19 protein-coding genes are annotated in these 21,633 nt (G+C 67.2%); 6 read left to right on the top strand and 13 right to left on the bottom strand.

What is annotated here, in order from left to right:
• The first annotated feature begins 355 nt into the window (after positions 1 to 355).
• Complete coding sequence (locus ACFTS5_RS32660; RefSeq protein WP_378638784.1) at positions 356 to 2,746, top strand: DEAD/DEAH box helicase; 2,391 nt, start codon at positions 356 to 358, stop codon at positions 2,744 to 2,746.
• A gap of 299 nt (positions 2,747 to 3,045) precedes the next feature.
• Here ACFTS5_RS32660 and ACFTS5_RS32655 read toward each other — a convergent pair whose 3' ends face one another.
• From ACFTS5_RS32655 to ssd, 7 genes are all read right to left on the bottom strand, one after another.
• The gene (locus ACFTS5_RS32655) at positions 3,046 to 3,480 is read right to left on the bottom strand and encodes an Rv3654c family TadE-like protein (protein WP_378638851.1); all 435 of its coding nucleotides are present in this window, start codon (positions 3,478 to 3,480) and stop codon (positions 3,046 to 3,048) included.
• A 5-nt stretch (positions 3,481 to 3,485) separates the two neighbouring features.
• Entirely contained in the window at positions 3,486 to 3,800 is a 315-nt protein-coding gene (locus tag ACFTS5_RS32650; RefSeq protein ID WP_378638781.1) for a TadE family type IV pilus minor pilin, read from the bottom strand.
• Positions 3,801 to 3,841: 41 nt separating this feature from the next.
• Positions 3,842 to 4,051 (bottom strand): DUF4244 domain-containing protein, encoded by a 210-nt coding sequence (locus tag ACFTS5_RS32645; protein WP_378638779.1) that lies wholly within the window; start codon positions 4,049 to 4,051, stop codon positions 3,842 to 3,844.
• 72 nt (positions 4,052 to 4,123) lie between these two features.
• A complete protein-coding gene (locus ACFTS5_RS32640) occupies positions 4,124 to 4,744 on the bottom strand; it encodes a type II secretion system F family protein (protein WP_378638776.1) in 621 nt (206 codons plus the stop codon).
• Between the two features lie 275 nt (positions 4,745 to 5,019).
• Positions 5,020 to 5,808, bottom strand: a complete 789-nt coding sequence (locus ACFTS5_RS32635) for a type II secretion system F family protein (protein WP_378638773.1) — start codon at positions 5,806 to 5,808, stop codon at positions 5,020 to 5,022.
• Between the two features lie 214 nt (positions 5,809 to 6,022).
• Positions 6,023 to 7,204, bottom strand: a complete 1,182-nt coding sequence (locus tag ACFTS5_RS32630; protein ID WP_378638771.1) for a TadA family conjugal transfer-associated ATPase — start codon at positions 7,202 to 7,204, stop codon at positions 6,023 to 6,025.
• Positions 7,205 to 7,271: 67 nt separating this feature from the next.
• Positions 7,272 to 8,423, bottom strand: a complete 1,152-nt coding sequence (gene ssd, locus ACFTS5_RS32625; protein ID WP_378638767.1) for a septum site-determining protein Ssd — start codon at positions 8,421 to 8,423, stop codon at positions 7,272 to 7,274.
• A gap of 348 nt (positions 8,424 to 8,771) precedes the next feature.
• Here ssd and ACFTS5_RS32620 point away from each other — a divergent pair, with 348 nt between their 5' ends.
• A complete protein-coding gene (locus ACFTS5_RS32620; protein ID WP_378638765.1) occupies positions 8,772 to 9,632 on the top strand; it encodes an HAD-IB family hydrolase in 861 nt (286 codons plus the stop codon).
• 424 nt (positions 9,633 to 10,056) lie between these two features.
• On the opposite strand, the gene ACFTS5_RS32615 is transcribed toward ACFTS5_RS32620, so the two are convergent.
• From ACFTS5_RS32615 to ACFTS5_RS32590, 6 genes are all read right to left on the bottom strand, one after another.
• The gene (locus ACFTS5_RS32615) at positions 10,057 to 10,803 is read right to left on the bottom strand and encodes an oxidoreductase (protein ID WP_378638763.1); all 747 of its coding nucleotides are present in this window, start codon (positions 10,801 to 10,803) and stop codon (positions 10,057 to 10,059) included.
• 10 nt (positions 10,804 to 10,813) lie between these two features.
• Positions 10,814 to 10,978: a hypothetical protein gene (locus ACFTS5_RS32610; RefSeq protein WP_378638760.1), complete on the bottom strand. Its 165-nt coding sequence runs from the start codon at positions 10,976 to 10,978 to the stop codon at positions 10,814 to 10,816.
• Between the two features lie 104 nt (positions 10,979 to 11,082).
• A complete protein-coding gene (locus ACFTS5_RS32605) occupies positions 11,083 to 12,777 on the bottom strand; it encodes an ABC transporter ATP-binding protein (RefSeq protein ID WP_378638758.1) in 1,695 nt (564 codons plus the stop codon).
• Positions 12,774 to 13,703, bottom strand: a complete 930-nt coding sequence (locus tag ACFTS5_RS32600) for an ABC transporter permease (RefSeq protein WP_378638755.1) — start codon at positions 13,701 to 13,703, stop codon at positions 12,774 to 12,776. Before ACFTS5_RS32600 ends, ACFTS5_RS32605 begins: the two co-directional genes overlap by 4 nt.
• Positions 13,696 to 14,622, bottom strand: a complete 927-nt coding sequence (locus ACFTS5_RS32595; RefSeq protein ID WP_378638753.1) for an ABC transporter permease — start codon at positions 14,620 to 14,622, stop codon at positions 13,696 to 13,698. Before ACFTS5_RS32595 ends, ACFTS5_RS32600 begins: the two co-directional genes overlap by 8 nt.
• Positions 14,623 to 14,685: 63 nt before the next feature.
• On the bottom strand, positions 14,686 to 16,284 hold the full coding sequence (locus tag ACFTS5_RS32590; protein WP_378638750.1) for an ABC transporter substrate-binding protein: 1,599 nt from the start codon (positions 16,282 to 16,284) through the stop codon (positions 14,686 to 14,688).
• Positions 16,285 to 16,672: 388 nt separating this feature from the next.
• Between ACFTS5_RS32590 and acs the strand changes: the two genes are divergently transcribed.
• The 4 genes from acs (at position 16,673) to ACFTS5_RS32570 (ending at position 21,592) form a co-directional block, all read left to right on the top strand.
• Positions 16,673 to 18,631, top strand: coding sequence for an acetate--CoA ligase (gene acs, locus ACFTS5_RS32585; RefSeq protein WP_378638748.1), 1,959 nt, complete (start codon positions 16,673 to 16,675; stop codon positions 18,629 to 18,631).
• A 147-nt stretch (positions 18,632 to 18,778) separates the two neighbouring features.
• Positions 18,779 to 20,008 carry a Na+/H+ antiporter NhaA gene (gene nhaA / locus ACFTS5_RS32580; RefSeq protein ID WP_378638746.1) on the top strand — a complete coding sequence of 410 codons (1,230 nt, stop codon included), beginning with the start codon at positions 18,779 to 18,781 and terminating at the stop codon, positions 20,006 to 20,008.
• A complete protein-coding gene (locus tag ACFTS5_RS32575) occupies positions 20,005 to 20,532 on the top strand; it encodes a phage holin family protein (RefSeq protein WP_378638743.1) in 528 nt (175 codons plus the stop codon). Before nhaA ends, ACFTS5_RS32575 begins: the two co-directional genes overlap by 4 nt.
• 55 nt (positions 20,533 to 20,587) lie before the next feature.
• Positions 20,588 to 21,592, top strand: a complete 1,005-nt coding sequence (locus tag ACFTS5_RS32570) for an alpha/beta fold hydrolase (protein WP_378638741.1) — start codon at positions 20,588 to 20,590, stop codon at positions 21,590 to 21,592.
• The last annotated feature ends 41 nt before the right edge of the window (positions 21,593 to 21,633 follow it).

The raw sequence follows: 21,633 nt of genomic DNA, 5'->3' as shown, positions 1-21,633 counted from the left end.
TCCCCCTGCAAGGAAATCCTGAGCACGGCGTTCGCAACAACGATCCTGCTGATGGTTTGGACCTTGGATCCGTCCCTCGAACACAGAAGCTTGCGACCGAGACCCAGTGAACCATGTCTCTGCGCAATTCGACAGTCGAGTTACCGACTATTTGCAAAATTCATGATCTTGCGAATGTGCAGGTAAGGGACAGATTGGGTGTATCCGTACTTTCGGTCTGTTTGCTTCTTGATAACCGAGTGAGCTTCCAGCAAACATGCTGTGACCCAGATCGCTACTGGGTTACGAAATCCCAGGTAGTGGTTGTCGCACACACACGTTTCACACTTCGCGTGTCGCGTGAGAGAAGGACTGGATGAATCCGACAGACCGGACCGAGGTCCGAGAGCACGATACGGGCGAGAGCTATGGGCGATCGTTGCTGAATCGTGTCCTGACCGAGGCGGCTGCCGGCGGCAACCCGCTGACCCACATCGCCGAGCTGCCCGCACGGCGCGCGCGCACCACCGGGTGGCCGGAATGGGTGCCATCGGACCTGGTCACAGCTCTGGACGCGCAGGAGATCACGCTGCCGTGGGAACACCAGACCCGCACGGCCGATCTCGCGGCGACCGGGAACCACGTCGTGGTGAGCACGGGAACCGCGTCCGGGAAATCGCTCGGTTACCAGCTACCGGTGCTCACGGCGTTGCACGACGACCCACGCGCCACCGCGCTGTACCTCTCCCCCACCAAGGCGCTGGGCGCCGATCAACTCCGCGCCGTCGGCAGCCTGATCCATGACAATCCGCTGCGAGAGGCGCATCCGGCGAGCTATGACGGCGACACTCCCGCCGAGGTCAGACAGTGGGTGCGGGCCAACGCCCGCTGGATCTTCACCAATCCCGACATGCTGCACGTCGGGATTCTCCGTTCGCATCAGCGCTGGGCACGGGTACTGCGCAACCTGCGATATGTGGTGGTCGACGAATGCCACGCATATAGAGGAGTGTTCGGTTCGCACGTGGCGCTGGTGTTGCGAAGGCTGCGTCGGCTCGCCCGGTTCTACGGCGCCGACCCGGTGTTCATCCTGTGCTCGGCGACCAGTGCCGATCCGGCCGCGTCGGCGAGCAGGCTGATCGGGGCGCCGGTGGCCGCTGTCACCGAGGACGGATCGCCGCGCGGCGCCCGGACCGTCGCCCTGTGGGAACCGCCGCTGAGCGCGATGCGCGCCGGTGAGAACGGAGCACCGGTGCGGCGGACCGCGACCAGCGAGGCGGCCAAGATCATGGCCGCGCTGGTGGCCGAGGGCGCCAGGACCCTGACCTTCGTTCGCTCGCGGCGCGGTGCCGAACTGATCGCGCTCGATACCCGTCGCGTCCTCGCGGAAACCGCCCCCGAGCTGCAGGAACGGGTTGCCGCCTACCGGGCGGGCTATCTGGCCGAGGACCGGCGGGAGCTCGAGCAGTCGCTGTCGCAGGGGACATTGCTCGGTGCGGCGAGTACCAACGCACTCGAGCTGGGCGTCGACATCGCGGGCCTCGACGCCGTGGTCATCGCCGGTTTTCCCGGAACGGTGGCCTCGTTCTGGCAGCAGGCCGGGCGGGCGGGCAGACGGACGCAGGGTTCGCTGGTAGTGCTCGTGGCTACCGACGACCCGCTCGACACCTACCTGGTGCACCACCCGCAAGCGCTGCTCGACCGGCCGATCGAGGCCACCATCACCGACCCGTACAACCCTTACATCCTCGGCCCCCAACTGCTGTGCGCCGCGATGGAACTGCCGCTCACCGACGAAGAGGCGAGCGAGTTCAGAGCCGACGAAGTGCTCGCCGACCTCGCTGAGCAGGGCCTGATCCGGCGCAGGCCGGGCACCCGCGGCGCGGGTGCCCGCTGGCACATCACCGCGCACACCCACCCGCACGACGACGTGGATGTGCGCGGTGGACTCGGCGCGCCGATCGCGATCGTCGACGCCGAGACCGGGCGCCTGCTCGGCACCGCCGACGCAGGCCGGGCACCCGCCACGCTGCACACGGGGGCTGTCCATCTGCACCAGGGCGAGACCTATCTGGTCGACGAACTGGACCTCGAGGGTGGTGTCGCGTTCGTCAACGAGGTGGATCCCGGCTTCACCACCAGTTCCCGGCAGATCACCTCGATCACCGTCGAGGGGGTGATCGAGGAGCGCGTGCTCGGTGCGGTCACGGCGGCATCCGCGCAGGTCGCGGTCACCAACCAGGTCATCGGCTACCTGCGGACCCTGGTGACCGGCGAGGTGCTCGACCAGGTGGAGCTCGATCTGCCCGCGCACACCCTGCACACCAAGGCCGTTCTGTATACCGTCACGCCCCGGCTACTCGCCGGCGCGGACATCTCCGACGAGCAGCTTCCCGGCGCGTTGCACGCCGCCGAGCACGCCGCCATCGGCATGTTGCCGCTGGTCGCGGGCTGCGACCGGTGGGACATCGGCGGTGTCTCCATCGCCGAACATCCCGATACCGGTGCGCCGACGGTGTTCGTCTACGACGGCCAGCCCGGTGGCGCCGGCTTCGCCGAGCGCGGATTCGCCCAGCTCACGGACTGGTTATCCGCCACGCTGAGCGTGATCCACAGCTGCGCGTGCCAGGACGGCTGCCCCTCGTGCGTGCAGTCGCCCAAGTGCGGAAACGGCAACAACCCCCTGGACAAGGACGCCGCCGCGCGCTTGCTGGCCGCCGTCCTCGGCGAGCTGCGGGCTCATGGGGAGCTACCTGCGGATTCATGATGTACGCACGCTCGCGGCGTGACCGGCGAGACACCGCACTCGAAGAATGCTGGTCACTCGTCCGAATTACTGCTGACCAGCAGCGATATGTCGGCCAGCACCCAGCGCCCGAATAAAAAGGACCACTCTTCTATTAACTGGCACATAGCCAACTGGAGCCACGGGCGCGATTACATCGTTTTTTTCATTTTTTTCTCGCCCAGATCAAAGAATGCGCATGAAATAGCGCAAACGCACTTCCGGTTAATTCGAATTGGTTCGGTGCGGAACAACCACCGGCCAGTGATAACACTTGCGCGTCACTCATTCTCTTCCACCGGACCCGCCCGTGCCGAAGCCCGCACAGTGCGCATACCGAACACTCCCGCTGACACATTCGCCTCGACATCTACAACAACATCCCACTGCGCGACCGAGCACCGCCGTACTCGAACCCCCATCCGCCGGGCGATCTCCCCGGCCTCCCCACATCCCGCCTCCGCGCTCTGTGCCAAAAGACCCGCTGCGGCCAGCGCGCCCAGATCAGCGGCCCCCTCCGCCCGATGCCGAGCCACCACCGCTACACCCACCTGGCCCACCAACAACGTCAGGCAGATCAACCCCGCCAACGCCACACACACGAACGCCGTTGCCCCACCTCCGTCCGCCTTCGACCTCGACCACGACGACCTACGATCCTTCGATTCGCACGGTTTCACCTCGAGAGCCGCTCCCCTTCGCCGGCACAGGCGCATCGCCGTCACGGATCCACTCCCGGCTCGGTGACGGCTACCGCTTCGGCTCGAAGGCGCAGACCGGGAAGGAGCGGGGTGTTCGCGGCGACGGTGGCGACCACCCGATCGCCTTCGGTGCGGAGTTCGACGGTCGCGCCCGATGGGGCGACAGATCGGCCCGCGGTGATCGCGCGCGAGGTGTCACCCCGGGCAGCGAGGCGGGCGGTCTCGCGGGCAGCGTCGGTACAGCGGACCTGGGTGGATCCGGCGAGCAGTGCGCCGACGCACAGGGCTACGGCGCACACCAGGGCCGCGAGGGCGATGGCGGCCTCGACCGTCACCGCACCCGCATCGGCCCCGAGAGTGCTGGTGTCGCGGCGGTTTACACGCTCGTGTTGAGTGCCTTGTCGATGATGCCGGTCAGCGCGTTGACGATGCTGTCCCCGGTGACGACCCCGTAGAGCACGGCCCCGAAGGCCGCCGCGGCGATGGTGCCGATCGCGTACTCCGCCGTGGACATGCCGTCGTCCTCGAGCAGCAGACGCGTGATTCGAGTGTGAGCCCCCAGGTATACCGCGTGCGCGAACGTCATCGTGATCCCCTCTCTGGTTGCACCGCGCGGCTGATCCGCACGGTGAAGTTTCGGTGGCCCCGTCGCAACCGGTCACAGCAGCCCACCGCCGCCGAGCACGCGGTCGGCGAGGCCGATAACGACCGGGACGATGCCGAGGCAGACGAAAGCGGGCAGGAAGCACAGGCCGAGCGGGCCACCGATCAGCACACCCGCGCGTTCGGCGCGCGCGACGGCAGCGTCCTCCACGGCTTCGCGGCGTTGCGTGGCGAGTTCGCCGACTGCCGCGGCCAGCGAGGCGCCGGAGCGCGCCGAACGACGTGCCATCCTGGCCAGCGACTCCACGTCATCGGCGCCCGCCGACCCCACCGCATCCGCGGCCGCCCGCTCCCATGCCGTCGCCGCGTCGGCGCCCAGCGCGAGAAGGTCTGCGGCCCTGAGCAATGCCGCCCGAAGAACCGGCGGCGCTGTGGGCGCACTGGCTCGCGCAGCCGCGGCCATCGGCAGTCCTGCTCGGAGGCACGCGGCCAGGAGATCGAACGCGGATGCCGACCCGAGCGGGTCGACCTTCGCGGTGTCACCTGTCGCCCCGGAGACGCCGACCGTCGTCGCATCGAGCGCACGCACCCGTCGACTGACGGCCACTCGCCCTGGTAGCACCACAATCGCCACCGCCGCGAGCAGCAACGCCCCCGGCGGAACAGCACCAGCCATCCCCTGCACAGCAAATCCCCCTCCTCGAAGTTCTGTCCACACCCATCCACACCCCGATTCGAACTGCCCCACGCGGGGCACCGCGGTGTGCGCGTGGTCTTTTCGGTGATCACATCTGTCCACAGGAATTCGGATCGGCGACTACTCCCGCCCTGCCCGTTCGGCGGTGCCGCACGCCGAGTGACGCTGTGCTCTTGCAGCAGCACACATCTGTCCACAGGGCATCCACACGAGTTGTCCACTACCGCCGTCCGTTCGACACCGTCCGGTGCGGATCAGGCTGTGCTCTTGCGGGTGATGACATCTGTCCACAGCAGTCCACAGCAGGCGAGGGCGGCACCCAGTGGGAGAAGTAGTTCCCCGGCTGGGGCAGCGAACAGGATGGTGAGCGGGGCAGCTCCCATCAGTTGTCCTAGGCCGATACCTACCAGAGGAAGGCCGGCCAGGACGGTGGCCGAAGCTCGGGCGCCGGCCAGTGCGGCTTCGGTGCGGTCGCGGAAGCGGATGCGGCCGAGTAGGTCGGACCTGGCGGCGGCGAGTAGTTCCGCGAGCGCCAAGCCGTGCTCTTCGGCCACCCGCCAGGCGGCGGCGACTCGCGACAGTTCCTCGGCGACAATCGAACCCGGCTGGACCCAACCGTCGGCTCCGGACCCACCGAGGCGGCTGCGGCCGGCACTGATCGCCAGTACGCGCGCCGCTTCGCCGCGCGACTCGCCTGCGGCGGACTCGGCCGCCGCGCTCGGGTGGGCGCCGACGCGGAGCTCCCCGACCACAGCTTCGAGGCCGGCCAGGAGGTAGCCACATTCGCGTCGCCGTTCGCGGTCACCTCGACCACGCCGTTGCCGGACCGCCACCGTGGTTCCCAGCATGAGAGCGGCCAACCCGACGCCGGGTCCGAACAGGAATGCCGCGCACCCCAGCGCGATTCCTGCACACCACTCCACAGGCACGCGTTTTCGCGCACTGCCCCCGTTCGGGGCGAACAGCCGGGTGAATCGCCGTTGACCGCCTGCCACGGGCAGCACCAGCACCGCGATCGCGCAACAGAGCAACGCACTACCCATGAGCCCGCCTCCTCCACACCGAAACCCGCATCTCGTTCGACACTCTCGGCGGCGGCTCCGAGCTCCACCCGCAGCGATCGCCGCTCCGCATCGTCGACCACCGGCCGTCGCCCGGAATGGCATCTAGACCTGTGAAGCCACTTGCCCGCCCATGGAATTCGCGCGTGACGACACGAATCCCGCACAGCCACCACCGCATACGCGACCGGGTTACTCATCCGAGACGCACCTCGAGTAGTCGGTGCAGTTCACCGGCCGCGGGAGTCGGATGCTTGTCCGACCGCCAGGCCGGGGTGATGTGAACTCCCTCGACATCACGGTGCAGGACACCGATTTCGTGGAGGGTACGGGTTCCGTCGGAGCGGCGTCGAACGTGCAGGACCACCTGGACGGCGGCAGCGAGCTGGCTGTGCAGGGCCGCCCGGTCCATCCCACCTAGCGCGGCCAGTGCCTCCAGGCGCGCGGGAACTTCCTGGGGCGAGTTGGCGTGGACGGTCCCCGCACCGCCGTCGTGGCCGGTGTTGAGGGCCGTCAAGAGATCGACGACTTCGGCACCACGGACCTCCCCGACGACAATGCGATCCGGGCGCATCCGCAAGGCCTGACGGACCAAGTCGCGCACCGTAACAGCTCCTACCCCCTCAACATTGGCCGTCCTGGCAACGAGGCGAACAACATGCGGATGGACCGGAGCGAGCTCGGCGGCGTCCTCCACGCAGACGATTCGTTCGGCAGGGTCGACGGCGGCGAGCAGGGCTGAGAGCAAAGTAGTCTTTCCCGCTCCGGTACCTCCGACAACCAGGAACGCGAGGCGGGCGCGGACGATGTCACCGAGCAGACGGCGGGCGTCCGGGGGAATCGAACCGGCGGCCGCCAGCGCGTCGAGGCCCTGGGTCGCCGGGCGGAGGATGCGAAGGGACAGGCATGTGCCGTCGTGGGCGACGGGGGCCAGTACCGCGTGGAGTCGAACGCCGAACGCATCGCCGAGCGTGGCTTCGGTTCCGGCGAGTTTGCCGTCGACCCAGGGTTGAGCGTCGTCGAGGCGGCGGCCCGCGGCCAAGGCCAAGCGCTGGGCGAGGCGGCGAACAGCGGCTTCGTCGGCGAAGCGGACATCGGTCAACTCCAGGCCGCGGCCACGGTCGACCCACACCGCATCCGGCCCGGTGACGAGTACATCGGCGACCCGGGGATCGTGCAGCAACGGCTCCAGCAGCCCCGCACCGGTCATCTCGGTCTGCAACAGGCGCAGGGCCCGGAGCAGATCGGTGTCGGCGAGCACGCCGCCCGCCTCCGTACGGATCGCGGCCGCCAGCTGCGCGGCATCTGGGACGCCCGGATGCTCGGCGAGGCGCTCACGGACGCGTTCGAGGAGGTCGACGGTCACAAAGGAGGTCATGTCGCGTCGGCTCCGTCCATCCGAGGGGCCGCACGAGGGATGCAGCGTCCGGCGCCGGCGGGGGTAGTCATCCCTCGGCTCCGACCATGGCGAGGACGGCGTCGGCGGCGTCGCGCAGGGGGCCGCGCCGGCGGACGCTCAGGCCACCGCGTTCGAGGCGGGAGGCGAGGCCGGCTTGCCCGCGCACTGCGGCGAGAAGGGGCAATCCGAGAAGTTCGGCGACTTCCGCGCCGCGCAATCCGCCGGGCGCGGGACCACGGACCACCAAGCCGCGGTTGGTGTTTCGCTCTCCGAGATAGGCGGAGACGACTTCGGCCGCGGCGATGGAGCGCAGACGGGCCGGTACGACGAGGACGACCAGATCGGCGGCGTCGAGCATCGCGTCGGCTGCCGGGCCACGCTCACACGACACATCGCAGACCACGAGATCTCCCGCGTCCCTCCCTGATTCGATGACCGCACGGACCGCCGCCGGTGCCAGTCCGACGAACGCGTGCCCCACGGAAACCGAGTCGGACCGTGATCGCCCGGGACCCACCCCGGTGGCGGGTCGCGCTCGGCCACAGGACAACACCGCCAAGCCGGGAGCCCCGACAGGCAACGCGTTGTGCAGCGCCGCAGCCGACACCCGGCCGTCCTCGATGATCAGGTCCGGCCAGCGCAGCCCCGGCACGTTCTCCATGCCCAGCACCAGATCTATCCCACCGTCGAGCGGGGCACCGTCGATCAGCACCGTGTCGCGACGCACCCGCCGGGCGGCCCCGCGCAGCGCGATCGCCGCGGCGAGCGTGGATGCGCCGGCACCCCCACCCGCGCCGACCACCGCGACGACTATCCCTTCGCCCGTGCGGGATTCGGCGTGTTCGGCGAACTGTTCGACCAGTGCGACAGCCGCCGAGGGCAACGCGACAACTCGTTCGGCACCCACCGCCGTCGCCGCTTGCCAGTCGGGCACGGCAGGCTCTCCCTCGGTGACCAAGACGACGCCCGCCCGCCTCGGGAATCCGCCCGCGGCGGCGGCAACAGCGGCGGCGGTATCGAGGATGACCATGCCCGCCCCGGCCCACGCGTGCCTGCCGACCGGCATCACCCGTTCCTCGGTGACGCGCTCGGCGGCCGCCGCGACTCGACGCACCTCCGCGCGCAGCCGTTCATCACGCACGAGCACGAGAGCGGGCGCGATCTGTGGCGGGCCACCGCGCATCGGGACTGGGTTCATACGACTCAGCGTTGCCGAGCGAGGAGTTCATCAACACCCCGAAAACACCGATTGTGGATAACTCGGGGGTGTGGAGAACTTTGACGATCGTCCCGGAAATAGAGGACGGCCCCAGCCGGGGGGGAGGAGGCTGGGGCCGTCGGGTTCAGCCCCGGGGGGTCGGGCTGAACGCGCCTGGACTAAGTCCAGGTGCCAGCAATACTACACCCACCCCCTGCTGCGGGCGCAAGTAGCATTCGCCGACATTCTTCGGCGATTCGCGCCGTCCGGCGTCCCCGGGGCAAACCCTTTTCCACGGTGCGGACAGTCGATCCTGCGGTGCGCGCAGGTCGTGCCTATTCTGTTGACGTGACGCCAGAACGCGACCAGACCCCGCCTACGGACACAAGTCTCGGCAAAACGGGCCGAGCCCCGGTGCCGGGCGGGCGCGTCGCCGCGTTCTTCGATCTCGATAAAACGGTGATCGCGAAGTCGAGCGCGTTCGTCTTCAGCAAACCGTTCTACGCGCAGGGTCTGCTCAACCGCAGAGCCGTGTTGGAGAGCAGCTACGCACACTTTTTGTTCCTGCTTTCCGGTGCAGATCACGACCAGATGGAACGGATGCGGGCAAACCTCGCCAACATGTGCGCGGGCTGGGATGTGGAGCAGGTGAAAACCATTGTGGCCGAGACTCTTCACGATCTGGTCGACCCGCTGATCTACGCCGAGGCCGCCGATCTGATCGCCGACCACAAGATCCGCGGCCACGATGTGGTGATCGTCTCGGCCTCCGGCGAGGAGATCGTCGGACCGATAGCTGAGGTGCTCGGCGCCTCGCACACCGAGGCGACCCGGATGGTCGTCGAGGACGGCAAGTACACCGGCGATATCGAGTTCTACTGCTACGGCGAGGGCAAGGTCGCCGCCATCGAGAAGCTCGCCGCCGAGCAGGGCTACGACCTGTCGCGGTGCTACGCCTACTCCGACTCGGTGACCGACGTGCCGATGCTGAGCGCCGTGGGCCATCCGACCGCGGTGAACCCCGACCGCGCGCTGCGCAAGGAGGCGGCGAGCCGCGGCTGGCCGGTACTCACGTTCTCCAACCCGGTGTCGCTGTGGTCACGATTCCAGGCACCGTCGACCACCACCGTCGCCGCGACGGCCGCCGTCGGACTGAGCGCGATCATCGCCGGCGCGATCAGCTACCGACTGCTCCGCAAACGACGCTGACCGGCCGCTGTGCAGCACGAATCTCCGAGCGACACGCCGAATTCCTCGGGATTCGGTAATGCCTTAGAAACTCTTGATGTGAGTGCCATCACAGTGTAAGAATGGAGTCACGGAAGGACGGAAGGCCAAGACGGAGCCGGAAGAGAAGGTTTCGCCTCCCATCCCACCCTTCCCAGCACGGACACCAGGCACCCACGCGGAGCGCGCCGCGACAAGGCCGAAAGAGTTGTGGGCCTGCGAAATTCGAGCCAACGTCGGCGAACGCCTCGCACAGGTTGCGGGGATGAACCGGCGGGGTTGGGATGATCGCCGAGGCCACCGAACACAACCCACCCTGCACGCTTGGTAACCGGGTGTTCCGTGCTAGCGGGCGGTGAGGTCGAGCAATCGACAACGCCGCCCGTTTCGACGTGTACGGCCGGGTTCAGCCGGCCGCCGCGTCGGCGATCGAGTTCGCCTCGCGGGCTCCGTCTTCCAACGCTCCCGCACAGAACAGCACCCAGCCACCCACGCCCTCCGCGGTGCCCATGCCGAATCCGGCGGCCGCGTCGAGGTAGGCCTGACGGCGGCGCAGCCAGAACACTTCGGGCACGCCGAGGCTGTGCGGGTCGAGTCCGCTGGATACCGCGACCAGCCGCGAGGCAGCACGCGCGACGACACCGTCACCGGTGCCGAACGGACGCAGCGACAGCAGCTCGCCGTGCACGATCGCCGCGATCACCGGGGCGGGCGCCTTGCTCGACTGGACGGTTTGCGTGAGCATGTCGAGCCGCTCGGCGACGCCGGGAGTCGAGCGCGGGCGACCGAGTTCCCGCTCGTCGGTCACCAGGTCGGCGGCGGCCAGCAGGTGCAGCCGGGCCAGCGCCTGCAGGGGCGCGCGCCGCCAGGTGCCGACGAGATTGGTGAGCGCGTCGCCGTCGAGCGCCTGGCCCACCCGCAACGCGCCGGCCAGCACCGGGTCACTGACCTGGCCGTCGGCGGGCAGGTCGGTGCTCGCGCCTTCGATGGCCGCCGAGGAACGGGCGGCCCGCACGGCGGCTTCGGCGGCGGTCGTCGCCCAGCCACGCCGGTTCGACTTGTGCCGATGCACGGCCGCGAGCGCGTCGCGCGCCTTGTCGGCGGCCTCGCGCACGCCGGGCAGGTCGACCAGGGGCTGGAGCGGATCAGTCACGGCATGGAGGTTACCGCTCGTACAGTGCGACCCCCACGGTCACATACAACCCGCGCACCGTCGGCCAGCTGCGATCCGGCCACGGCACCTCGGCGAGCCGCTTGGCCGCCGGGGTCACCGCCCTGCGCCGCCGCGCTTCCCGCTCGGCCAGCCGTTCAGCATCGATTCGATCCACCGGCGTCTCCAACCCCGCGATCCACACCGCACCACCTCGGACGAATCCACGCTACGCCGATGAGCTGGGCTCTCGAAGTGGTTTCGAGAGCCCAGCTGACACCCTTACCCCGTGAGCAGCTCGCGACCAGGAATCGCCTCGAGCAATGCCCGCGTGTAGTCCTCGCGCGCAGACGCGAACACCTCGTCGGTCGTGGCCGCCTCCACCACCTTGCCCTCGCGCATGACCAGCACGTTGTCCGCGATCTGCCGAACAACCGCCAGGTCGTGGGTGATGAACAGATACGTCAGCCCCAGCTCGGCCTGGAGGTCGTTGAGCAAGGTGAGGATCTGCGCCTGGACCAGCACGTCCAGCGCCGAGACCGCCTCGTCGCAGACCACCATCTCAGGCGAGAGGGCCAGCGCGCGGGCGATCGCCACCCGCTGACGTTGCCCGCCCGACAACTCGTTGGGATAACGCCGCAGCACCGACGCGGGCAGCGACACCTTGTCGAGCAGGTCACGCACCACCGCTTCGCGCTCGGCGGGCGTACCGATCTTGTGCACCCGTAGCGGTTCCTCGATCGTGCGGAAGATCGAGTACATCGGATCGAGCGAGCCGTAGGGATTCTGGAAGATCGGCTGCACCCGGCGCCGGAAGGCGAACGCGCCCTTGCTGTCGAGCTTCGCGACGTCCTTGCCGTCGAACTCCACGGTGCCCGACGTCGGTTCGAGCAGGCCGAGCACCATCTGCGCGATGGTCGACTTGCCGGATCCCGACTCACCGACGATCGCGGTGGTGGTGCCGCGACAGACCGTGAAACTCACATCGTCGACGGCCACGAAGTCGGTGGACAGCCACGGCCGCTTGCCGCGAATCTTGAACGCCTTGGACAGGTTTCGCACATCGAGCACGGCGTCGGGCAGTGCGTCGGCGTCCTTCTCGGCGACAGCTACTTCGACAGCCTGCGCGCGCACTTCGGCCCGCTGCCGCGACGACGACATCCGCGATGCCGCCAGCGACGGCGCCGAGTTCACCAGCTTCTTGGTGTACGCGTGCTGCGGATCGCGCAGAATCTGCAGTGCGGGCCCGGATTCCACCACCTTGCCGCGATACATCACCACCAGGTGCTCGGCCCGTTCCGCGGCGAGGCCGAGGTCGTGGGTGATCAGCAGCACCGCGGTCCCCAGCTCGGTGGTGAGCTGTTCGAGATGGCCGAGGATCTGGCGTTGCACCGTGACGTCGAGCGCCGAGGTCGGCTCGTCGGCGATCAGCAGTTTCGGCCTGCACGACAGGCCGATCGCGATGAGCGCGCGCTGCCGCATCCCGCCGGAGAACTCGTGCGGGTACTGGTTCACGCGGCGTTCGGCATCGGACATACCTGCCTCGGCCAGCAGTTCCACCGCGCGTTCGCGGGCCGCGGCGCCGGTGGCGATACCGTTGGCCACCAGGGTTTCCCGAATCTGGAAGCCGATCTTCCACACCGGGTTCAGGTTGGACATCGGGTCCTGTGGAACCAGGCCGATGCCGTTGCCACGGATGGCGACGATCTCCTTCTCCGACGCTTTCGTCAGGTCCTTGCCGTCGAACAGGATCGAACCGCCGGTGACCTTGCCGGTGCCGGGCAGCAGGTTGATGATGGCGTGCGCGGTCGTCGACTTACCCGAGCCGGATTCGCCGACGATGGCGACGGTTTGCCCGGGGTAGACGGTGAGGCTCACGCCGCGAACGGCGGGGATCTCCTTGCCGTCGGAGGTGAAACCGACGTCCAGGTCCCGGATTTCGAGCAGTGGCTCCGGTGCGGATTTATCGAGGCTCATCGGGTGCGCTCCTTCGGATCGAGCGCGTCGCGCACCGCGTCGCCGAGCATGATGAAGCTCAGCACTGTGATGGCCAGCGCGGTCGCCGGATAGAACAGGATCGGCGAGGTACGGATCTCGGTCTTGGCGCGGTCGATATCGGCGCCCCAGGACACGATGCTCGGCGGCAGACCGACGCCGAGATAGGACAGCGTCGCCTCGGTGACGATGAAGACGCCGAGCCAGATGGTGGCGACCACGATCAGCGGACTCGCCGAGTTGGGCAGCACGTGTTTCATCAGCGTGCCGAGACGCGACACCCCCAGCGCCTTCGCGGCGGTGACATATTCGCTGTTCTTGGCCTCGATCACCGCGCCACGCGTGATGCGCGCGGCCTGCGGCCAGGTGAAGGCCACCAGGATCGCGACGACCGTCATGATCCCGGCGGGCCGCAGCAGCTGCAGCAGCACGATCGCGGCCAGCACCATCGGAATGGCGTAGAAGATCTCGGCGATGCGCGAGACGATCGTGTCGAGCAGCCCACCGTAGAAACCGGAGAGCGCGCCGAGGATGCCGCCTACCAGCAGGAACAGCATCGCCGATGCGATGCCGACGCTCACCGACGCACGCGCCCCGTAGATGGTGCGCGCATAGATGTCACAGCCCTGCTTGTCGAATCCGAACGGATGACCCTCGCGCGGGCCGTCCATGCCGAACTCCCCCAGGCACAACCGCGGGTCCTGGCTGGTGAACAGCGACGGCCACAGCACCACGAGCATGACGAACACGATCAACACCACCGAGACCAGGAACACGGGGTTTCGGCGCAGTCGCCGCCACGCGTCGCCCCAGATGCTGGTCGGGGTGCCCTGGTCCAGGACGCGGTCGGTGGCGAGCACCTCCACCTCGTCGGCGGGGGCCACGAAATGCTGTTGCTTGTCATGCATAGCGGATCCTCGGGTCCAGTGCGGCGTAGAGCAGGTCGATCACGAGGTTGACGATCAGGAACACCACCACCAGCACCGTCACGAACGACACCACAGTGGGCGGCTCGCCGCGGATGATCGCCTGGTACATGGTGCCGCCGACGCCGGGAATGTTGAAGATGCCCTCGGTGACGATCGCGCCTGCCATCAGCGCGCCGAAATCGGCGCCGAGAAAGGTGACGACCGGGATCATCGAATTCCGCAGAATGTGCACGCTCACCACGCGTCGGCGCCCGAGCCCTTTGGCCGTCGCCGTGCGAACGAAGTCGGCGGATTTGTTCTCCGCCACCGAGTTTCGGGTCAGCCGCAGCACATAGGCGAACGACAGCGAGCCGAGCACGAACGCGGGAACGATCAACTCGCCCAGGCTCGCTTTACCCGTGACAGTAACCGGGGCGATCCCCCATTTAACACCGAGAAAGAATTGCGCGAGATAACCGACGACGAACACCGGCAGCGCGATGATCACCAGGCTAGCGATGAGCATGGTCGAATCGAAGAGTTTGCCCTTTCGCAGCCCGGCGATCATGCCGAACAAGATGCCGAACAAACCCTCGATGAACACGGCGAGAAACGCCAGCCTGATGGTGATCGGAAAGGCGCGTTCGAGTTCTTCACGGACCGGTCTGCCCGAGAACGAGGTGCCGAAATCTAAAGTGAGAATCCCCTTCAAGTAATGCAGATACTGCACGATGAAAGGCTGATCGAGGTGATATCGGGCGCGCAGTACCGCCTCGGCGGCCGGCGTCAGCTGTTTCTCGCCGGCCAACGCCTTGATCGGGTCACCCGGAATCAGAAAGACCATTGCATAGATGAGCAGCGTCGCGCCCAGGAATACCGGGATCATCTGGAGCAGACGCCGAACTACGTACCAAGCCATCGTTTCCTCCGAAAACGACCGGGGCCGAGCCACTTCGCAGTGACCCGGCCCAGCTGTCGAGTTCTATTTCTCGATGTTCTCGAAGTCGAACAGGCCGTTCCAGGTGAGCTCGGCCTTGGTGACCTTGTCCGAGCGGCCCGCGTTGGCGACGTAGTCGAACACTGGGATGTCTGCCATCTCCTTGATCATGATCGCCTGCGCTTGCGCGATCAGCTTGTAGGACTCCGCCTGCGTCGGGGCGGCGAGGGCGGCGTTGAACAGCCGGTCCACCTCGGGATTGTTGTAGTTGACGTTGTTGGTCTCGGAGAAGCTGTAGTACTGCGAACCGAGGAACTGCATCATCGTGGGGTAGTCGCCCTGCCAGCCATAGCGGAACGCGGTACCGATCGTCTTGGCGTTCACCGCGTCGCGAATGTTCTTGAACGTCGGCATCGGGTTGGCGACCGCGTCGATACCGAGGGTGTTCTTCACGCTGTTGGCGACAGCTTCGATCCAGGCCTGGTGGCCGCCGTCGCTGTTGTAGGTGATCTGGTACTGACCCGACCACGGCGAGATCGCATCAGCCTGCGCCCACAGTTTCTTGGCCTGGTCGGGGTTGTAATCGAACACTTCCGCACCCGGCAGGTTCGCGTCGTAGCCGGGCAGGGTCGCGGCGGTGAAGTCGCGCGACGGCGTGCGCGTGCCGTTGAAGATCTTGTCGATGATCTGCGGGCGGTTGATCGCCATCGAGATGGCCTTGCGACGCAGAATGCCTTCCTCGCCACCGAAATGCGGCACGGTGGTCTGGATGCCGATGTGCTGGTTCTGCGCGGTCGGCTTGGTGATCGCACGGTCGCCGAGGTCGCTCTCGTACGTGGTGATCGCGCTGTCGGGAATGGTGTCGAGGGTGTCGAGATTTCCGGCCTGCAGATCCGCGTACGCGGTGTCGTAGGACTGGTACATCACGAATCGGAGGCCCTTGTTCTTGGCCGGACGGCCACCGGGATAGTCCGGGTTGGGCGTGAGATCGATCTTGACGTTGTGTTCCCAGGAACCGAACGCGTAGGGACCGTTGCCGATCGGCTTCTCACCGAACGCCTTCATATCCTTGAAAGCGGCATCGGGCAGCGGATAGAACGGCGCGTAGCCGAGCGCGCTCTCGAAGTCGATCGAGGGCGACTTCAACTCGACGGTGAAGGTGCGGTCGTCGACAACCTTCAAGCCCGACATCGTCTTGACGGTGGGATTCTCGGCGCTCACCTCGTCGAACCCGGCGATCGGGCTGTACACGTAGCTCTGCAGCTGCGCGTTGTCGGCGAGTGCGCCGTAGTTCCACGCGTCGACGAACGATTTCGCGGTGACCGTGGTGCCGTCGGTGAACTTCCAATTCGGCTTGATGGTGATCTTGTACGACTTCCGATCAGCCGTCTCGATCTTCTCGGCCACCTCGTCGTGGGCCTCACCGTTGGCGTCGTAGTACTTCAGCCCGGCGAACAAACGGTCGACGACGCGGCCGCCCATGTTCTCGTTGGTATTGCTGGGCACCAACGGATTCTGCGGCTCGCCCGCATTGGTGGTGACGATGCTCGAATCAGCACTGTCGTCGGACGAGCACGCGGTGAGACCGAGGCTTGTGGCCGCCAGTCCCGCCGCGACCAGCGCGGTCGCTCTGATGAATCTCAACGCTCTCTCCCGGTTCAATTCCGTGGCTAACGGTCGGAGGTTAGCGGCTCCGGCTGGATTTTTCAGCGATCCGAGCCATTTTCAGTTCACATGTATCAGTACGGTTACTCGCTGGAAACGCAGGAAAAATTGCCGAGCCCCTCGCCCTCGGCAGAAAAATATGAACAAATATCGGGAACGCTCAGCTGAACCGTTGAGTAAAAACGATAGCTCGCGACCGTCCGGTCTGTCCGGCGAAGTCATCGGATGAACTAGCCCTATTGACCGCCGCGAAACATCGTCACGACAACGGGACACGCCGTCGCGGGTCCGTTGGCTACTGTCTAGACAGCTGGGCCGCACCCCGGCGACCGACCCGACCGCACCAGGCATGTGAGGCTGAACCGACGTGACCGAAACTGCTGCAGGACACCAGGACTCGTTTCCGCCCAGTGCGGAATTCGCCGCCGCCGCCAACGCGGACGCCACGCTCTACGACCGTGGCGAGACCGACCGCGACGGCTTCTGGGCCGAACAGGCCAACCGGCTGCACTGGCACAAACCCTTCACCGAGGTACTCGACTGGACCGACGCGCCGGTCGCGCGCTGGTTCGGCGACGGCGAGCTCAATGTCGCCTACAACTGCGTCGACCGCCACGTCATCGACGGGCACGGCGATCAGGTCGCCATCCACTGGGAAGGCGAACCCGGCGACTCGCGCGACATCACCTACCGCGAACTGCTGGAAGAGGTCTCGCGAGCGGCGAACTACCTGACCGAGCTCGGCCTGGAGGCAGGCGATCGCGTCGCGATCTACATGCCGATGGTGCCCGAGGCGATCGTGTCGATGCTGGCGTGCGCGCGACTGGGACTCACGCACTCGGTGGTGTTCGCGGGATTCTCGCCGAGCGCGCTGCGCCAGCGGGTCGACGACGCCGAGGCCCGATTGATCATCACCACCGACGGTCAGTGGCGGCGCGGCAAGCCCGCACCGCTCAAGGAGGCCGTCGACGAGGCGCTGGCAGCCAAGGGCGACGTGCCGTCGTCGGTGGAGCACGTGCTCGTGGTGCGCCGGGTCGGCACGGAGGTGCCGTGGACCGACGGTCGCGATCTGTGGTGGCACGAAACCGTCGCCGCCGCTTCGCCTTCGCACGAAGCCCAGCCCTTCCCCGCCGAGCACCCGCTGTTCATCCTCTACACCTCCGGCACCACCGGAAAGCCCAAGGGCATCCTGCACACCACCGGCGGCTACCTCACCCAGACCGCCTACACCCACCACAACGTCTTCGACCACAAAGCCGGAGACGACGTCTACTGGTGCACCGCCGATATCGGCTGGGTCACCGGACACAGCTACATCGTCTACGGCCCCCTCGCCAACCGCGCCACCCAGGTCGTCTACGAAGGCACCCCCAATTCCCCCGACGAACACCGCCACTTCCAGATCATCGAGAAGTACGGCGTCACCATCTATTACACCGCACCCACCCTCATCCGCACCTTCATGAAATGGGGTCGTGAGATCCCCGACGCCCACGATCTGAGCACGCTGCGACTGCTGGGCTCCGTCGGCGAACCGATCAACCCCGAAGCCTGGCGCTGGTACCGGGAAGTCTTCGGCGCGAACAAGACTCCGATCGTCGACACCTGGTGGCAGACCGAGACCGGCGCCATCATGATCGCGCCGCTGCCCGGCGTCACCGCGGCCAAACCGGGCGCCGCGATGGGCCCGCTGCCCGGCATCTCCGCGACGGTCGTCGACGAAGAGGGCAAACCGGTGCAGCTCGGCGAAACCGAGGCCAACGGATACCTCGTGCTGGACAAGCCGTGGCCGTCGATGCTGCGCGGCATCTGGGGCGATATGGATCGCTACCGCGCCACCTACTGGGAGCGCTACGCCGAGCAGGGATGGTACTTCGCGGGCGACGGCGCCAAGCTCGACGCCGACGGCGACCTGTGGGTGCTCGGCCGGGTCGACGACGTCATGAACGTCTCCGGACACCGCATCTCCACCGCCGAGGTCGAGTCCGCGCTGGTCGGGCATCCAGCCGTCGCCGAGGCGGCGGTGGTCGGCGCCACCGACACGACCACCGGGCAGGGGATCGTCGCGTTCACGATCCTCACCGGCGAAGCCGCGGCGTCGGCGGGCCCCGAGCTCGTCGCCGAACTGAAGGCGCAGGTGTCCAAGGAGATCAGCCCGATCGCGCGGCCACGCGAGATCCACATCGTGCCGGAACTGCCCAAGACCCGCAGCGGCAAGATCATGCGCAGGCTGCTGCGCGATGTCGCCGAGGGACGCGAGCTCGGCGACACCTCCACGCTGGTCGATCCGGGCGTTTTCGAGGCCATTCGCACCGGGAGCAACTGACGCGCACCGGCCGGTGACATCGGATGTCACCGGCCGGGTCCGTTAGGATCGCGTAAAGGTGTGCCGGGAAGTCTGGTCGGCATGCGGTCGTGAATCCGAGTCGATGAGCGCCCGCAGTTCCGTCGACCCCTGCCGGAAGGCTTGCCCTTGATCACGCGCGTCCGCTCCGAGCTCACCCGCTATCTCCGCACCGAAACCGTCGGCGGTGCGCTGCTGCTCGTGGCCGCCGCGGTAGCCCTGATCTGGGTGAACTCGCCGTGGGGCGCGAGCTACCAGACGATGGTCGACACCCACCTCGACATTCCCGCACTGCACCTCGACCTCACCCTGGCCGATTGGTCCAAGGACGGGCTGCTCGCGATCTTCTTCTTCGTCGCCGGGCTCGAGCTCAAACGCGAGTTCGCCGTCGGCGAGCTCCGCGACCCGAAACGGGCCGCGCTGCCGGTCATCGCCGCGGTGGGCGGTGTGATCACCCCGGCCGTGATCGCGCTGGTGGTGGGCCACGGCGTGCCCGGCATGGACAAGGGCTGGGCCATTCCCGTCGCCACCGATATCGCCTTCGCGCTCGCGATCCTCGCGATGACCGGTTCGCGGATCCCCACCAGCGCGCGGGTGTTCCTGCTGAGCCTGGCCGTGGTCGACGATCTGCTCGCCATCGTTCTCATCGCGGTGCTGTTCACCGCCTCGCTGTCGCTGCTGTGGCTGGCCGCCGCCTTCGCCTGCTGCGGGGTGTGGGCACTGGCCCAGAAGCTGCGCCTGCACACGCCGCTGTTCTACATTCCGGTCGCGCTGGTGTGCTGGTACGCGCTGCACGAGGCGGGCATCCATCCGACGCTGGCCGGCGTCGCACTCGGGTTGCTCACCAGGGTCCGCAAAGATCCCGGCGAGGCGATCGCGCCCGCGACGCACCTCGAGCATGTGGTGCAGCCGATCTCGGCCGGGTTCTGCGTACCGGTGTTCGCGCTGTTCGCCTCCGGTGTGCCGCTCAACGGCGCAGTGTTCGGATCATTGTTCACCGACCGGCTCGCGCTGGCGATCATCCTCGGGCTCCTGCTCGGCAAAACCATCGGAATCTTCGGTGTGAGCTGGGTCGTTATCAAGCTCGGCTGGGCGAAACGCCCAGCCGGACTGGAGTATCGCGACATGTTCGCCCTGTCGGTACTCGGCGCGATCGGGTTCACCGTTAGCCTTCTCGTGGCGGAACTCGCGCTCGCCGACGTCGGCGACGATGCCATCGATCTTGCCAAGGCCGCCGTTCTGGTGACCTCGATGGCAGCATCGCTGATCGGATCGGCGCTACTGTTGCGCCGAGGACGTGTGCACCAGGCGCGCCGCGATGCAGACCAGTTACCACAGGGAGAAGGGTCGACGAAGTGAGTTACACCCAAGGCGGAAATGACGGTCGGACGGTCACTTCGATCCCGTTGACCGACGCCAATCCGCCCGGATCGGCGAGCATCGGCAGCCTCGTGCGCGATGCCACCGAGCAGATGTCGACACTGGTGCGCGCCGAGGTGGCGCTGGCCAAGGCCGAGGTCACCGGTGAGATCAAGAAGGGCCTCACCGGCAGCGTCTTCTTCATCCTCGCGCTGACAGTGCTGCTGTTCAGCTCGTTCTTTTTCTTCTTCTTCCTCGCCGAGCTGCTCGACATGTGGCTGTGGCGCTGGGCCGCTTTCCTGATCGTGTTCTTGCTGATGGTGCTCACCACTGTCCTGCTGGCCTTGCTCGGCTGGCTCAAGGTACGGAAGGTGCGCGCGCCGGAGAAGACGATCGGTTCGCTCAAGCAGGCCGCCGAGGTGCTGCCCGCCGCGTTCACCCACCGCGACGCGGCCGACGCGCACGCGGCCATCGGATCCAGTGGTGCGGGCGCCACTTCGCTGGAGAAGTCGAGCAACCGATGACGCGCCGGGCGGGCCCGGTCGCAACAGCCGGACCCGCCCACTAGGCTCGATCGGCGTGTCGTCCAATTCATTCCCGGATCCCTCCAGCGTCCGTTTCGACGGACCGTGGACCCACCGGGACGTGCACGCCAACGGAATCCGCTTCCACGTCGTCGAAGCAGTCGCCGCCGAAACCGACGGCACGGACCGCCCCGAGGCGCCCCTGGTGCTGCTGCTGCACGGTTTCGCCGATTTCTGGTGGTCGTGGCGGCATCAGCTGACCGCGCTCGCCGGCCACGGGTATCGCACCGTCGCCGTCGACCTGCGCGGCTACGGCGACACCGACAAACCACCGCGTGGCTACGACGGCTGGACCCTCGCAGGCGACATCGCCGGTCTGATCCGGGCGCTCGGGCACACCGAGGCCACGCTCGTCGGCCACGCCGAAGGCGGCCTGGTCTGCTGGGCCACCGCGGTGCTGCATCCGCGACTGGTCCGCTCGATCGCGCTGGTGAGCTCGCCGCATCCCGCCGCGCTCAAGAGCGCCGTGCTGCGCGATCCGGCCCAGCGGGCGACCTGGCTGCCCGATTTCCTGCGGTATCAGCTACCGCGCTATCCCGAAAACCTGCTCACCCGACGTGGTGGCGCCGAGGTAGAGCGCCTGCTGCACGATCGGGTCGGTGAATCCTGGTCGCGCAGTGCGGAATTCGTCGAGACCGCGTCGCGGATGCGCCATGCCATCCGGATTCCGGGGGCCGCGCACAGTGCGCTGGAGTATCAGCGCTGGGCATTTCGCAGCCAGTGGCGACCGGACGGCAAGCGGTTCATGGCCACGATGCGCACCCCGGTCGACATCCCGGTGTTGATGCTGCGTGGCGAACAGGATTCGTATCTGCTGGATGCGACGTACCAGCGGGGGGAGTCGCTGTCGCCTCGTCGGACGCTGGTCTCGATACCGCGAGCGGGGCATTACGCGCATCAGGAGAACCCCAGCAAGGTCAACGAGGCGCTGACCGCGCACTGGCGCGAGCAGAACGGTGTCAACGGGTCACCGCCCCACGACGACTTGGTTTCGCCGTGATCTTGGAGCGCTGGCGTGCTCGAGCGGGGCCCCTGAGGCCC

The sequence above is a fragment of the Nocardia sp. NPDC056952 genome, from assembly GCF_042674185.1.
Taxonomy (GTDB): domain Bacteria; phylum Actinomycetota; class Actinomycetes; order Mycobacteriales; family Mycobacteriaceae; genus Nocardia.
The sequence above is the reverse complement of the archived record's forward strand: the minus strand, read 5'-3'. Positions and strand labels throughout refer to the sequence as shown.

Coding starts and splice junctions, on each gene's coding strand:
- ACFTS5_RS32660 (WP_378638784.1), top strand. CDS start 356: ATGAATCCGACAGACCGGACCGAGGTCCGAGAGCACGATACGGGCGAG.
- ACFTS5_RS32655 (WP_378638851.1), bottom strand. CDS start 3,480: ATGCGCCTGTGCCGGCGAAGGGGAGCGGCTCTCGAGGTGAAACCGTGC.
- ACFTS5_RS32645 (WP_378638779.1), bottom strand. CDS start 4,051: ATGACGTTCGCGCACGCGGTATACCTGGGGGCTCACACTCGAATCACG.
- ACFTS5_RS32640 (WP_378638776.1), bottom strand. CDS start 4,744: ATGGCTGGTGCTGTTCCGCCGGGGGCGTTGCTGCTCGCGGCGGTGGCG.
- ACFTS5_RS32635 (WP_378638773.1), bottom strand. CDS start 5,808: ATGGGTAGTGCGTTGCTCTGTTGCGCGATCGCGGTGCTGGTGCTGCCC.
- ACFTS5_RS32630 (WP_378638771.1), bottom strand. CDS start 7,204: ATGACCTCCTTTGTGACCGTCGACCTCCTCGAACGCGTCCGTGAGCGC.
- ssd (WP_378638767.1), bottom strand. CDS start 8,423: ATGAACCCAGTCCCGATGCGCGGTGGCCCGCCACAGATCGCGCCCGCT.
- ACFTS5_RS32605 (WP_378638758.1), bottom strand. CDS start 12,777: ATGAGCCTCGATAAATCCGCACCGGAGCCACTGCTCGAAATCCGGGAC.
- ACFTS5_RS32600 (WP_378638755.1), bottom strand. CDS start 13,703: ATGCATGACAAGCAACAGCATTTCGTGGCCCCCGCCGACGAGGTGGAG.
- ACFTS5_RS32595 (WP_378638753.1), bottom strand. CDS start 14,622: ATGGCTTGGTACGTAGTTCGGCGTCTGCTCCAGATGATCCCGGTATTC.